12 protein-coding genes are annotated in these 13680 nt (G+C 46.4%); 2 read left to right on the top strand and 10 right to left on the bottom strand.

Going from position 1 to position 13680, the window contains the following annotated elements; genetic code table 11:
* Nucleotides 1-112: 112 nt before the first annotated feature.
* The 10 genes from DC20_RS09730 to DC20_RS09685 form a co-directional block, all read right to left on the bottom strand.
* Entirely contained in the window at nt 113-676 is a 564-nt protein-coding gene (locus DC20_RS09730) for an inorganic diphosphatase (protein ID WP_062543659.1), read from the bottom strand.
* A gap of 39 nt (nt 677-715) precedes the next feature.
* Nucleotides 716-2383 carry an alkaline phosphatase PafA gene (gene pafA, locus DC20_RS09725; protein ID WP_062543658.1) on the bottom strand — a complete coding sequence of 556 codons (1668 nt, stop codon included), beginning with the start codon at nt 2381-2383 and terminating at the stop codon, nt 716-718.
* Nucleotides 2384-2575: 192 nt separating this feature from the next.
* On the bottom strand, nt 2576-3466 hold the full coding sequence (gene atpG / locus DC20_RS09720) for an ATP synthase F1 subunit gamma (protein ID WP_062543657.1): 891 nt from the start codon (nt 3464-3466) through the stop codon (nt 2576-2578).
* 73 nt (nt 3467-3539) lie between these two features.
* A complete protein-coding gene (gene atpA, locus DC20_RS09715; protein ID WP_062543656.1) occupies nt 3540-5120 on the bottom strand; it encodes a F0F1 ATP synthase subunit alpha in 1581 nt (526 codons plus the stop codon).
* A gap of 2 nt (nt 5121-5122) precedes the next feature.
* Nucleotides 5123-5683: an ATP synthase F1 subunit delta gene (gene atpH / locus DC20_RS09710; protein ID WP_062543655.1), complete on the bottom strand. Its 561-nt coding sequence runs from the start codon at nt 5681-5683 to the stop codon at nt 5123-5125.
* 69 nt (nt 5684-5752) lie between these two features.
* Nucleotides 5753-6250 (bottom strand): F0F1 ATP synthase subunit B, encoded by a 498-nt coding sequence (locus tag DC20_RS09705; protein WP_062543654.1) that lies wholly within the window; start codon nt 6248-6250, stop codon nt 5753-5755.
* A gap of 126 nt (nt 6251-6376) precedes the next feature.
* Nucleotides 6377-6637, bottom strand: a complete 261-nt coding sequence (atpE, locus tag DC20_RS09700) for an ATP synthase F0 subunit C (RefSeq protein ID WP_062543653.1) — start codon at nt 6635-6637, stop codon at nt 6377-6379.
* A gap of 36 nt (nt 6638-6673) precedes the next feature.
* Nucleotides 6674-7756, bottom strand: a complete 1083-nt coding sequence (gene atpB / locus DC20_RS09695) for a F0F1 ATP synthase subunit A (RefSeq protein ID WP_062543652.1) — start codon at nt 7754-7756, stop codon at nt 6674-6676.
* Nucleotides 7757-7799: 43 nt separating this feature from the next.
* Nucleotides 7800-8183, bottom strand: a complete 384-nt coding sequence (locus DC20_RS23070) for a hypothetical protein (protein WP_062543651.1) — start codon at nt 8181-8183, stop codon at nt 7800-7802.
* 6 nt (nt 8184-8189) lie between these two features.
* Entirely contained in the window at nt 8190-8429 is a 240-nt protein-coding gene (locus DC20_RS09685) for an AtpZ/AtpI family protein (protein WP_062543650.1), read from the bottom strand.
* Between the two features lie 389 nt (nt 8430-8818).
* Here DC20_RS09685 and porW point away from each other — a divergent pair, with 389 nt between their 5' ends.
* Together porW and DC20_RS09675 are read left to right on the top strand one after the other, a co-directional pair.
* Nucleotides 8819-11368: a type IX secretion system periplasmic lipoprotein PorW/SprE gene (gene porW / locus DC20_RS09680; protein ID WP_062543649.1), complete on the top strand. Its 2550-nt coding sequence runs from the start codon at nt 8819-8821 to the stop codon at nt 11366-11368.
* 1 nt (nt 11369) lies between these two features.
* Nucleotides 11370-13664, top strand: coding sequence for a penicillin-binding protein 1A (locus tag DC20_RS09675; protein WP_062543648.1), 2295 nt, complete (start codon nt 11370-11372; stop codon nt 13662-13664).
* Nucleotides 13665-13680 lie beyond the last annotated feature (16 nt).

Genomic DNA, 13680 nt, shown 5'->3' with positions numbered 1-13680 from the left:
GTGCAACACTATTTTCCTGTTTCGAGCGTGTTTCCTTCAAAATGGTGTAAAACTAAAAGCGCCACTTCCCTTTGAAGGTAGTGGCGCTTTCCAATATGATGATTTACGCTTCTTAGCTGTCTGCTCTGAAGGTAGTATTGTACAGCTCTATGCTTTGCTCAATGATTCTGTACGCATCTTCACGGCCCAGGAAGTTCTCTACAATCACTTCTTTGTTCTCCAGCTTCTTATAATCTTCAAAAAAGCGTTGAATCTCTAACAGGGTGTGTGGAGGCAACTCAGAGATATCATTGATGTGCTTAACAGACATGTCATTAGCAGCTACCGCAATGATTTTATCATCTTCCTCATTGTTGTCAATCATTTGCATCACACCAATCACTTTGGCGTCAATGAGGCACATAGGCGCTACATCAATAGAGCAAAGCACCAAGATGTCTAGTGGATCTTTGTCATCACAGTACGTCTGCGGGATAAAGCCATAATTGGCCGGGTAATGCACTGCTGAAAATAAAACGCGGTCCAGCTTGAGCATGCCACTGTCTTTATCCAATTCGTATTTAGCTTTTGAGCCCTTCGGAATTTCAATAATACCAGTTACAATATTAGGAGCGCTTTCGCCGTAACCTACCTGATGCCAAGGATTGAAGTAATCTGTTTTCGTGGTTTCTAACATCTTGCTTATCTATATCTAATTTATTTTCTAGCAGTAGACTTACCGCACATATTCTAATAAAGCCCGCCCCATGGTTCCGTTGGGTTCCTGAATGCGCAGCCACGCCGCAATACTTGGCGCAATATCAATAATCTCTGTTCGTACCGTAGACTCTCCGGCCGGTATTTGCCACCCGTACCACAGAAGCGGAATGTGGGTATCATACGCCCAAGGACTACCGTGCGTTGTGCCTTTAGGCATTCCCCGTCCATAGTTTTCATACCACCCCGGCTGGAACGTAACCATTACATCACCAGACCTGTACGGCATGTAGCCATTTTCCACCAACATACCCAAGCCTCTTTCCCAATGTGATTTCATCAAGGCATCTGCGCTGAACGAGCGTAGAATACCGGGAAAGCGCTGCATGAAACGAGCCGTTTCTTCCTGCAATTCCACCAAGTTGGCTTTCTTGCTTTCTACCACTGCATGGTTGAAATATACCTGCTGATTCACAAAGGCACTCACCCAGTCAGCCGTCCCAAACTTCTGATTCAGGTGCTTTTTAAGCGAATCAGTCATAACACCTATGTTGGTGTTCCCCGCCGGAATACGTAACTGCTTTAAATAAGTTGGGTTATGGGCAGCACCATGATCAGCAGTTAGGAAAATCAGCACATTCTCTTTGCCCAGCTGGTCGTCTACAAACTTCAATAAATCTGCTAAGTCCTGGTCTAAACGCAGGTAAGTGTCTTCGACTTCAATAGAGTTTGGACCGTATTGGTGACCAATATAATCCGGGCTGGAGAAGCTTACTGCCAGAAAATCTGTGACGGTGTTTTTGCCCAGGTTCTCTGCCCTAATGGCCTCTTTTGCAAATTCTTTGGTGTAAGTGTTGCCCGCAGGAATGGACCGTAAAAGGTCAAATGTCTTTCCACGGAAGGCGGGAATGTTATGCGGGAACACTGGCTTTTCTTCTCCAACGAAAGTACCTTCAAACGCCTGGTCATCTGCTGTACTTTGGGTGTATTGCGCAATTGGCAACAACGTGGTCCAGGGTTGACTCAGGTACTGGTTTGGCAGTTTACGGTCATTGAAGGCCTGCACCCAAGCCGGCAATTGCTGCATGTAGTAGGTGCTGGAAATCATGCTTCCGTTGCTTCCGTCAAACCAATAGGCTGCATCTGCCGCATGGCCTGCAGGCAAGATAGATCCTCTATCCTTCAGGCTTAGCCCGATCACTTTGCTTTTCTGGTTTGTGGCCAGCTTCAGCTCATCAGTGATGGTGGAAGCAATCATGTTCACCGGTGACATTTGCCCAGCCTGCGAAGAACTCCCTACCGTGTTCACTGATTTATCCTCGGCACAATAGATATTGTGACCCGTTGCGCGGTTGTACCAATCATTCCCTATAATGCCATGCATAGAGGGAGTGGTACCGGTATAGATAGAAGCATGGCCCGGCCCTGTATAGGTGGGAACGTAATTGTAATGGTTGTTCCGGAAGTTAAATCCCTCTCCTACAAGTCTCTTAAACCCATTGGCTGAGTATTTATCCCAATAGCGGTACAGGTAATCATAGCGCATTTGGTCTACCACTATGCCTATCACCAGTTTTGGTTTCTCAGGGGCTTTACTCTTTGATTTTTTTCTTTGAGCAATGGCGGGAGACATGCCTATTAGCATGGCGAATACCAAAACCCATATCCTACTTACTCCTCCTGTCATTCTACTATAATTGTACTCTCAGTTTTAAGACCTTTTTAATAAAAGAGGCTTTAAAAGGTAAATATAATAGGGCAAGTTACTCTACTTATCCTTTTCCTCAAAACCGGAGAAATTTAATCTGTTGGTAACATATCCCTAAAAAGCAAAACGCCCATCTTTCAATGGGCGCTGCAAATAGAGGTATGGGAAAACTTATCTTGAGGCCGCAAGTGCTTCAGCACCACCCACAATCTCAAGGATCTCAGTGGTAATGGCAGCTTGCCGCGTACGATTATAGGTAAGTTTCAATTGCTTCAATAGTTCACCAGCGTTTTCAGTAGCCTTGTCCATAGCGGTCATACGGGCACCATGCTCAGAGGCATTAGATTCCAAAACGGCCTTGTACACCTGAATCTTCAGAGACTTAGGAATCAGCTGCTCCACAATCTCTTCCTGTGAAGGTTCAAAGATGTAATCAGACTCAGTCTGGTTCGCAACTTGCTCCTGGGGTTTCTCCTGAATAGGCAGGAACTGCTCTGTCCGGATGATTTGGGTAGCAACATTTCTGAATTCGTTGTATACCAAATCAATCTGATCAAAACGTCCGGTTCTAAAACCTTCCATGGCTTGCTCAGCAGCTGCTCGTACTGTTTCAAAAGATAGATTCCCGAACACAGTAGTGTAGTCACCCACGGTAGGCATGTTGCGCTTGGTGAAGTACTCATGGCCTTTCTTTCCTATGGCCATGATCTCAATGTTACCTGCAGCTGCCTGAGTAGCGTAACGCTCATTGATGAGGACATTCACCGCTTTCATCACGTTAGAGTTGAAAGCGCCGCACAACCCTCTGTCTGAGGTAACAGCAATAATCAACACCCGCTGCACATCCCGCTTCTGAGCATACACGTTGCCTCCGTCTTCGTTTTGCACGTTAGACAGATTGGTCAAAATGTTGTTCAGACGCTGGGCGTACGGACGCATGCGCATAATATTATCTTGGGATCTACGCAATTTAGCAGCCGCTACCATTTTCATGGCTTTGGTGATTTGCTGAGTTGACCCTACAGATACAATACGGTTACGTACTTCTTTTAAACTTGCCATTAACTTGCGTCAAGTATAAACAGAGAAAAAAGAGCATGCGTGTCACCGCTATGCTCCTCTTCTGTTGGTTTAATTATTTACGATATCTGGCTGTGAGGTCACGCGCAACTTGCTTCAGCGTGTCGGTCACATTATCATCAATTTTACCAGCTCTTAATGCATCCAGTACCGGACGGTGCTGCGCATTCAGAGTCATGGTAAAGTCTTTCTCAAATGTACGCACCTCATTCACTGGCACGTCATCAATCAGGCCATTGGTACAGCAGTAGATCATAGCTACCTGATCTTCTACCGCTACCGGAGAGAACTGAGCTTGCTTCAATACTTCCAGGTTTCTACGGCCACGCTCAATGGTCAATTTAGTAGCAGCATCCAGGTCAGAACCAAATTTAGCGAAGGCTTCCAATTCACGGAATTGCGCTTGGTCTAGTTTCAACGTACCAGCCACTTTCTTCATGGACTTGATCTGAGCTGAACCACCCACGCGAGATACCGAGATACCTACGTTGATAGCCGGACGGATACCAGAGTTGAACAAGTTAGTTTCCAGGAAGATCTGACCATCTGTGATAGAGATCACGTTGGTTGGGATATACGCAGAAACGTCACCAGCCTGGGTCTCAATGATTGGAAGAGCGGTCAAAGAACCACCACCTTTCACTAAGTGCTTGATAGACTCTGGCAAGTCGTTCATGTCACGGGCAATTGCGTCAGATGCGTTGATCTTAGCCGCACGCTCTAATAAACGGGAGTGCAGATAGAATACGTCACCTGGATACGCCTCACGTCCTGGAGGACGACGAAGTAACAGAGACACTTCGCGGTAAGCTACGGCTTGCTTAGACAAGTCATCATATACTACTAATGCAGGACGACCGGTATCACGGAAGAACTCACCAATAGCCGCACCGGTAAACGGCGCGTAGAATTGCAACGGAGCTGGGTCAGCCGCTGGAGCAGCAACTACTACGGTATAACGCATGGCACCACTAGCTTCCAACGCGTTCACAATCTGTGCTACGGTAGAGGCTTTCTGGCCAATGGCTACATAAATACAGAATACAGGCTCACCACGGTCAAAGAACTCACCTTGGTTGATGATGGTGTCAATCGCTACGGCAGATTTACCTGTCTGACGGTCACCAATGATCAACTCACGCTGGCCACGGCCAATCGGAATCATAGAGTCAATTGCCTTGATACCAGTCTGCATCGGCTCATTTACCGGCTGACGGTAAATAACACCTGGTGCTTTTCTTTCAATTGGCATTTCGTACAGCTCACCCACTAATGGGCCTTTGCCGTCAATTGGCTGACCAAGGGTGTTTACCACGCGGCCTACCATGCCATCACCTACGCGAACGGAGGCAATTTTATTTGTTTTCTTAACTGTGTCACCTTCTTTGATGTCGCTCCAGTCACCCAACAATACCGCACCCACGTTGTCCTCTTCAAGGTTAAGAACAAGGGCTTGCAGACCATTTTCGAACTCTAACAACTCACCAGACTGTGCCTTGGATAAGCCGTAGATACGAGCAACACCGTCACCAACTTGCAGAACCGTACCAACTTCTTCTAGTTCAGCTTCTGTTCTGAAGTTTGACAGCTGTTCTCTTAAAATCGCTGATACTTCATCAGGTCTAACTTCTGCCATGATTATAGTTTAGTAATGTATGGATTTTCTTTAAACTTGTTTTTCAATCTCTGCACACTGGTTCTGATAGTATTATCTATCTGTTGATCTCCAATGCGCAATACGTACCCACCTACTACAGCCGGGTCTACCACTTCTTTCAACTCTACCTTCATACCACCGGTACGTTCTGCCACCATTTGCTGGAAAGTAGCCCGTAACTCTGGGGTAAGCGGAACGGCAGTGGTCACCGTTGCTTTTTGAATACCTGATAGCAGATTGTACTGTGTCACAAATTCCTGAGCCACAGACTCCAGAACCGCCTCACGGTGTTTCTGGGTTATAATCCGGAAAAAGGCCATGGTAAGCTCAGCCATGTTACCGCCAAAAACAGCAGTAAGAATAGAGAGCTTTTTATCGTGCTTTATAATCGGGTTGCGCAGTACTAAGCTTAGATCACGGTTCTGGTTCAAGACTCTGGTGAAGGAAAGCATATCTGCATATACTTGCTCCAATGATCCTTGCTCTTGAGACAGTTCCAGCAGAGACTTGGCGTACCGGGAGGCAACTCTTTCGTCTGACATTTTTTTCTCTTGCGTGTTTAAAACGATTCGCTTCCTTTTCCGGGGCGGGAAGCAGCTCGCCGTCCGTTCTTAGCTAAGCGGCGTTTCCTGCAGATAGCTCCTAACCAGTGCTTGCTGCGCCTGGGCATCTTGCAATTCACGTCTGATCAGTTTCTCTGCAATGTCAATGGACAAGGTAGCGGCCAGGTTTTTCACCTCAGTTAAGGCTGCCTTTTTCTCATTCACAATTGAAACACGGGCCTGCTCAATCATGCGCTGGCCTTCTTCATTGGCTTTAGCACGAGCATTCTCCACCAAATGGGTAGCCGCGTCAGTTGCTTCTTTCAAGATACGCTCACGCTCAGCACGGGCCTCGTGTAAAAGACGCTCGTTATCTGCTTTTAACGCCTGCATTTCCAGCTTAGCTTTTTCGGCCATGCTTAGAGCAGCATCAATATTTTCTTCTCGCTCACGAAGAGCCTTCATGATAGGCTTCCACGCAAACTTTGACAACAGCAAAAGCACCACCAAAAAGGTGACTACTTGCCAGAAAAGTAATCCGATACTAGGGGTTACTAATGGATTCATTTTACAAAGTTTATTTTTAGAGAAAAGCTTTCTCTCAACTATAACTACTACTAATGCTACTCCTCCTTTATTGACGTCTCCCGGTCCAGACCAATCGTCAGGACGGGAGACGCAACAAATGCTTTCTTAGCGAATGAAAGAAATCAGAAGGCAAACAACCACCCCAAACAGGGCAACACCTTCAATAAGAGCAGAAGCGATAATCATGGCAGTCTGGATTTGTCCACCAGCTTCTGGCTGTCTTGCAATAGATTCCATGGCAGAGCCACCGATTCTACCGATACCCAAACCGGCACCAAGAGCCACTAAACCAGCACCGATACCGGCACCCATGATGGCATAACCTGCACCTAAAGAAAACGCTTGAAGCAATAATGCTAACAACATAGTAGTATATATATAGTTAAAAAAAAGGAATTCAGATTAATGAGCAGTTACTACATGAGGAGCATCACCATGCCCCAAGTCAGTATGATGATCGTGCTCTTCTACCGCACCACCAAAGTACATGGCAGACAGCAACGTAAAAATGTAGGCCTGCAACAAGGCTACGAACAACTCCAGAAAGTTCATGAACGTAGCAAACGCCACACTCACCGGACCAATGGCCACACTTTCAAAGATAAAGATCAAGCTAAACAAGCTCAGAATGATGATGTGCCCTGCTGTGATGTTAGCAAAAAGACGAACCATCAAGGAGAATGGCTTAGTGAAGATACCTATTACTTCTACCAGCGGCATGATTGGAATACCCCACTTTAACCACCACGGAACACCAGGTGTGTTGAAGATGTGTCCCCAATAAGACTTGTTACCGCTAAATACAGTAATCAACAACGTAAATACCGCCAGCGTCAAAGTCACCGCTATGTTACCGGTCAGGTTAGCACCACCTGGGATCAAACCCAATAGGTTGTTAAACCAAATAAAGAAGAAAATCGTCAGCAGGTACGGCATATAGCGCTCATACTTAGGACCAATGTTGGTTTTGGCGATATCATCACGCACAAACACAATGATGGGCTCAAAGAAAGACTGAAGGCCTCTTGGCGCGCGGCCACGGTTCTTTTTGTATGACCCAGCAATGGACAAAAACACAACAAACAGCAGGAGCACACTTACGAACATGGAAGCCACGTTCTTGGTGATAGACAAATCAATGGGACCTACAGGCTTTTCTTCGCCGTTTTCTCCTTTGACCGTTCTTGGCTCACCTTCTTCGTTGGCATAATAAATATGGCCATGTTCCATCACATACCCTTTGTAAGGCTGCAATTCATGGTTTTCATTGAAGAAGTTGCTGGAAGAGAAAATATCTAATCCATTCTCCCCGTATAATATAACTGGCAAAGGCAGTGTTACACCGTGTGCAAACTCCCATACATAATCATCACCTACGTGGTGCATGATCATATCACCAGGACTAAATTCCTCACCTTCGGCAGATTCTGCCGCTTGGGCGGAGAAAGTAAGAAAAGAAAGCAGAATTAAAAGTATCTTCTTCATTCAGAGCGGATTATAAGCAATGGTTTTATATAAGTGCATTGCCCTATGCATGCTTTTTTGAATTTCGGCGCAAGTTACTCAACAAAGCGTAGATTTCAAATGCGGTATAAATAAAATAAAGGACGAAAAAGTTTATGACGAATTGTACTACCTGCTCTTCATGGAAGTATCTATATACAAAAACTACTATTATAGATAGCACCATGCGTATGCCCATGGAGGCAAAATAATAAGCATGTAAGTTCTCAGAATCATGCCTGAGACCCAGGTTTGCCACATAATGGGAAAAACAGGTCACAAACACAAAGAAGCCCAACATAAGCCAGATATAGGAATGAACCAATCCATCTCCTGTGAATTGGAGCAGGGCAATGATCAGAAGAATCACCAATCCGGTGAGCAAAAGCATGCCTCTAATAAAATTCACCAGATCTTACTTCTTATGGGTTAAGGACACAATTACAGAATACATGCTGGCAAAAACCGCCACTGCTAGAAGCCCCAATGTCCACCAGGGCGTCTCATTCTGGAAGTAGGCATCTAACTTGCGGCCACCCAATGCTGCGCCTCCCATTATGGCAATCATCTGGAACGCCAAACCAGAATATTTCAGGTAAGGTTTAACCTCAGAATTTTTCTTTGGCCTGGGTGACGACGGTTGGGTAGGCTCCATGCGGTCTGCTCCTGTTTCTACAAAGGTACTAATCCATTGCTCACCTTCGGCAGAAAGATTTGCCCAGAGGACTTATCTGCTGATGATAAACTGTTTGGTGTGTATTTTTAAGAAAACGGGCGTAAAACCCATCTGGTTCAGACAAAATTGAAATTACTTCAATTACCTCTTATCCGGCCTCTTACGTAGTAGCGGACAAGAGCATAAAATAATGTAAATTTGTTTCTTGCCTTGCCAAGGCTGAACCTTCACGTTCAAGCTCCGCATTTCTGGCTTGTTTTGGCAAGAACACGCATAAAATAAAAAAGGGCTCTGGGTAGTTCTACTTATATTCCAACATTTTTGACTTTACGTTGAAGCTGACACGTTTTCTCCTTTTCTTCCTTCTTATGGGCACCTTAGCTGGCTGCTCTTCAGACAAACCTTTGGGTAGGCTCTACCGAAATGTGAATGCCCAGTTTAACGGGTATTTTTTGGCTCGCGAAAAGATGGAGGAGGTTGAGGCCCGGTTGGAAGCTGCCCACATCAATGACTATAACCGCGTTCTGGACATCCTGCCGCCGCAAGACACCACGGTTCTTAAAACTCTGGCCCCTGACCTGGATGAGGTGATTAAAAGAGCCTCCTTTCCCATTGCACGCCACCCAAAATCACGGTGGATTGATGACTGCTATGTATTGATTGGCAAGGCCCGCTACTACCAGCGCGAAGATGCGGAAGCCCTGAAAACCTTCAGGTTTGTACAAACCACCAGCCCAGACCGCCACGCACGCCATGAAGCAATGATCTGGATGATGCGTCTGGCCATGCGGCAGAAAGACTATGACCAGGCATCTTCTATTTCTGAGCAGTTCCGGAAAGAGCGCATGAATGAGGACAATGGACGAGAACTGCTTTTGACCAGGGCCCAACTGGCAAGTATCCAGAACAACGTGCCGTTCATTATTGAGAACCTGGAGAAAGCCATTCCGCTCGCTAATAAGCGGGACAAGGAGTCACGGCTCCGGTTTATTTTGGGCCAGTTGTACCAAGCCACAAACCAGGACGCCAAAGCCTACGAGCAATTTGCCAAGGTATTGAAGAAGCGCCCTCCTTATGAATTAGGTTTCTATTCTAGCCTGAACCTGGCGCAGGTGACTGAGCTGAAAGACGTGACAGACCAGAACAAGGTAGAAGAGTTCCTGTACAAATTGGCTAAGGACGATAAAAACAAAGAGTACTTAGACAAAATCTATTACGATCTAGCGAAACTGGAACTAAGGCAAAAAGAGTATTCTGAAGCCTTAACTCTGCTTAAAAGGTCTACAGCGGCTTCTACAACCAATACTGCCCAAAAGGCTTATTCTTATTTACTGGCTGGTCAGATTTACTATGATCACCTGCAGCAGTACAAGTTAGCACAGGCTTACTATGACAGTACTCTTCAACTATTGCCACCAACGGCTTTGGGATATGAAGAGCTATCTGACAGACGCACCGTTCTAACCGCTTTCACAGAGCAGTTAGAAATCATAAGGGCAGAAGATAGTTTACAGGCGTTAGGAAAGTTAAACCCTACTGAGCGCGCTCAACGGGTGGCCGAACAGATTACCCGAGAGCGGGAACAGGCCGCCGCAGCCGCTTTGGCGGCCAGTAATGCCACTGCCAACCCTGCAAACTTTACACAAACAGCTACGCTCCCCATTGGCGGGGCAGGCACCAATGGCAGCACCTGGTACTTTGACAACCCAGCGGCTCGTGCCAGTGCCCGCAATGACTTTTTGCGCAGTTGGGGAGACCGCCCATTACAAGATAACTGGCGTCGCATTACGGCTGTTTCAGGGTCTACGCCACTTACGGCAGGACCCGTGACTAACATAGGGGTTGACAGTGCCGCCTTGGCCTCTGCGGCGGCCCAACAACAGGCAGATTACCTGGCTGCCATCCCGGTCACTCCAGAGCAGTTACAAGTATCTAACAAGCGCATTGAGGAGGCTTTGTTCACCTTGGGCAATATTTACCAGCAACGTTTACGCGAACCTGAAAAAGCTTCCCAAACGTTTCTCCAGTTGTTAGAGCGCTTTCCTGCTTCTACCCATGCTTCTGAAGTTTATTACAGTTTGTACGTATTAGCTCAGGGGCAACAGCAACAAGAGAAAGCTGCTCAATTTGCCCAGACCCTGAAGCAGCGTTTCCCTAACTCTAAATACAGCAGACTCATTGACCAACCAGACTTCCTCCGGACGTACTCCGCGGAGAACCTGGCCGCGCATGCATTGTATGACTCAGCTTACGTGTTGTATGAAAAAGAGAAATACCCAGAAACGTTGAATGTTTTAGCTTCTCTTTCTCAAAAGTATCCGCAAAACGATATAAAGGATCAGATTGCTTTTCTAAGGGCTTTGGTGACAGGTCGCACCCAACCAGCCGCTACATTCAGGGCTGCTATGGAGAAATTCCTGATTCAGTACCCAGAAAGCCCATTGTTGCCTCAGGCGAGGGATTTCATGAACCTGTACTTGCGCTATGAATCAGGGGAATTGGCTAAAGCTCCTGTTCGCAGCGCAGCAATTGTTCCTAAAGAGGAAGTGCCTACCTACAAGGCAGAGAGAAGCAAGCCCCATCTATTTGTGATTGTACATACCGGTGACAGCTTGGCGCTGCGTCAGCTTATTACCGCCTATGGCAAGTACAACAGCCGCTTTCACCCTAAGAAACAGCTCACCTTGCAACCTGTGGCGTTTCAGGACAGCACCACTCTGCTTTTGGTTAGAGCTTTGCCAGACTATAAAACTGCGGAACAGTACACCAAATTACAAGCCTCCCGCACTTCACCATTAGCCAATTTAAAAGGCCCGAAATTTGCTACCTTTGTGATCACTGAAGCTAACCTGACTTTACTTAGAAAGCTGGGAGATATCGCGCAGTATGTAGATTTCTTTGAAAATAATTACAAATAGCATGTCGTCTACGCCTGATAATAAGTTCCGAAAAGTCATTTCGGCACTTTGGCTATTTTTTGCTGGAGGATTTTTGTTCTTCCTGCTTTACGTTTTTGCCGTTAGCATCAACTTCCTGAATCTTTTTGGCGACCTTCCTAACCTGAAAACCCTGGAAAACCCTAAAAGTGAACTGGCTTCAGAGGTGTATTCAGAAGATGGCCAGCTTTTAGGAAAATACTTCCGTGAAAACAGGAGCCCTGTCACGTATGAGCAGTTGCCCAAGACCTTGGTAGATGCTTTAATTGCAACAGAAGACATTAGGTTTGAGGAACACTCTGGTATTGACTTCAAAGGAACATTAGCTGTTCCCTACTATAAACTTACCGGCAAGCAGGACCGTGGTTCCAGTACCCTGACCCAGCAGCTGGCCCGTAACCTTTTCCGTACCCGTGATGATTTGAACAATGGTTTGCTCAGCGATGTGCCTGGGCTGCGTATGCTCATCATCAAAACCAAGGAATGGATCATGTCTGTGAAACTGGAGCGCTCTTATACCAAGAAAGAGATCCTGCTCATGTACCTGAACACCGTTGACTTCGGGAGCAATGCTTATGGCATAAAAGTAGCGGCCAAAACTTTTTTCAACAAAGAGCCTGAGCAACTTACCTTAGAAGAAGGCGCTACCCTGGTTGGAGTTTTGAAAGGTCCTTCCTTCTACAGCCCGGTTACCCGTCCTGAACGTTCTATGAGTCGGCGGAACACCGTGTTGGATCAGATGCTCAAGTACAATTACATTGATGAGCCGGCTTACGCTGCTGCCACGGCAAAGCCGATAAAACTGGACTTTAACGTAGAAAACCAGAACAAAGGATTAGCTCCTTACTTCCGGACTGAAATTGGAAAATCACTTGCGCAGTGGTGCCGTGACAATGGGTTTGACTTGTATTCTGATGGGTTGAAAATCTATACCACCATTGACTCTCGCATGCAAAAACATGCCGAAGATGCTGTGGAGCAGCATATGAAGGTGATGCAGAAAGAATTCTTCCAGCAGTGGAAAGGCCGCAGCCCCTGGACTGACGAAAATGGCCGCGTGATCAAAAACTTTTTGGCTGATCAAATCAAGAGAACGGCCCGGTACAAGAGCTTGGTGGAGCAATACGGTGATGATGAAGATTCTATCAAGTACCACCTGAATCACAAAATTCCGATGAAAGTCTTCTCCTGGAAAGGGGAAAAAGACACCATCATGAGTCCAATGGACTCTTTACGGTATTACAAACATTACCTGCAGGCCGGTTTTATGGCCATGGATCCTTTAACCGGAAAAGTGAAAGCTTGGGTAGGTGGTACCAATTACAAGTATTTCAAGTATGACCACGTAAAACAAGGGGCACGTCAGCCTGGCTCAACGTTCAAGCCTTTCGTGTACACTGCAGCCATTGAAGCGGGGTATTCTCCTTGCTACAGAGTAACAGATGCTCCCGTGACAATCATCAACCCAGATGGTAAGCCTTGGACTCCGAAGAACAGTGATGGTGTCTATACCGGTCGCCGTCACTCTCTCCGTGAAGCGTTGGCACTTTCAGTGAACACCATTACTACTTACCTCATGAAGAAACTTGGGCCTGAAGTAGTGGTAGAAACAGCCAAACGAATGGGAATCACCACTCCTCTTGATCCGGTTCCTTCCCTGGCCTTGGGTTCCAGTGACGTAACATTGTATGACATGGTGGGTGCGTACGGAACCTTTGTAAACAAGGGGGTCTGGAACCAACCACAGTATTTGATCAGGATTGAGGACAAGAACGGGACAGTTTTGCATGAGTTTGTTCCAAAGACCCTTGAAGCGCTGAGCGAAGAGACCGCTTATTTGATGGTGCACATGCTCCAGGGCTCCGCCGATGTACGGGGTGGTACCGCCTATTATGGCCTTCGCCATCGGTATGGTTTGAAAAATGAGATAGGGGCAAAGACTGGAACTACCTCTAACTACTCAGATGCGTGGTTTATGGGCATCACGCCAGATTTGGCTGCTGGTATTTGGGTGGGCGGTGAAGACCGAAGCATTCACTTTAGAAGTGCCGCTTATGGGCAAGGAAACAAATTGGCCATGCCTATCTATGCCATCTTCATGAAGAAGGTCTATGCCGATAAATCATTGAATGTATCTAAAGGAGCTTTCCCTAAACCTGCTGAACTTTCTACTTCCATCAATTGCGGTGGAACCCATTTTGTCCCTACCGTTACTGATTCCGTAAAAAAAGAGCAAACACTTACCCTGCCCCAAAACGTAGAGGAAGGAGCGTTCTAAGAAGGAAGAAGATTTT

The organism is Rufibacter tibetensis, from assembly GCF_001310085.1.
Taxonomy (GTDB): domain Bacteria; phylum Bacteroidota; class Bacteroidia; order Cytophagales; family Hymenobacteraceae; genus Nibribacter; species Nibribacter tibetensis.
The sequence above is the reverse complement of the archived record's forward strand: the minus strand, read 5'-3'. Positions and strand labels throughout refer to the sequence as shown.

Coding starts and splice junctions, on each gene's coding strand:
- DC20_RS09730 (WP_062543659.1), bottom strand. CDS start 676: ATGTTAGAAACCACGAAAACAGATTACTTCAATCCTTGGCATCAGGTA.
- pafA (WP_062543658.1), bottom strand. CDS start 2,383: ATGACAGGAGGAGTAAGTAGGATATGGGTTTTGGTATTCGCCATGCTA.
- atpG (WP_062543657.1), bottom strand. CDS start 3,466: ATGGCAAGTTTAAAAGAAGTACGTAACCGTATTGTATCTGTAGGGTCA.
- atpA (WP_062543656.1), bottom strand. CDS start 5,120: ATGGCAGAAGTTAGACCTGATGAAGTATCAGCGATTTTAAGAGAACAG.
- atpH (WP_062543655.1), bottom strand. CDS start 5,683: ATGTCAGACGAAAGAGTTGCCTCCCGGTACGCCAAGTCTCTGCTGGAA.
- DC20_RS09705 (WP_062543654.1), bottom strand. CDS start 6,250: ATGAATCCATTAGTAACCCCTAGTATCGGATTACTTTTCTGGCAAGTA.
- atpE (WP_062543653.1), bottom strand. CDS start 6,637: ATGTTGTTAGCATTATTGCTTCAAGCGTTTTCTTTAGGTGCAGGTTAT.
- atpB (WP_062543652.1), bottom strand. CDS start 7,756: ATGAAGAAGATACTTTTAATTCTGCTTTCTTTTCTTACTTTCTCCGCC.
- DC20_RS09685 (WP_062543650.1), bottom strand. CDS start 8,429: ATGGAGCCTACCCAACCGTCGTCACCCAGGCCAAAGAAAAATTCTGAG.
- porW (WP_062543649.1), top strand. CDS start 8,819: ATGGGCACCTTAGCTGGCTGCTCTTCAGACAAACCTTTGGGTAGGCTC.
- DC20_RS09675 (WP_062543648.1), top strand. CDS start 11,370: ATGTCGTCTACGCCTGATAATAAGTTCCGAAAAGTCATTTCGGCACTT.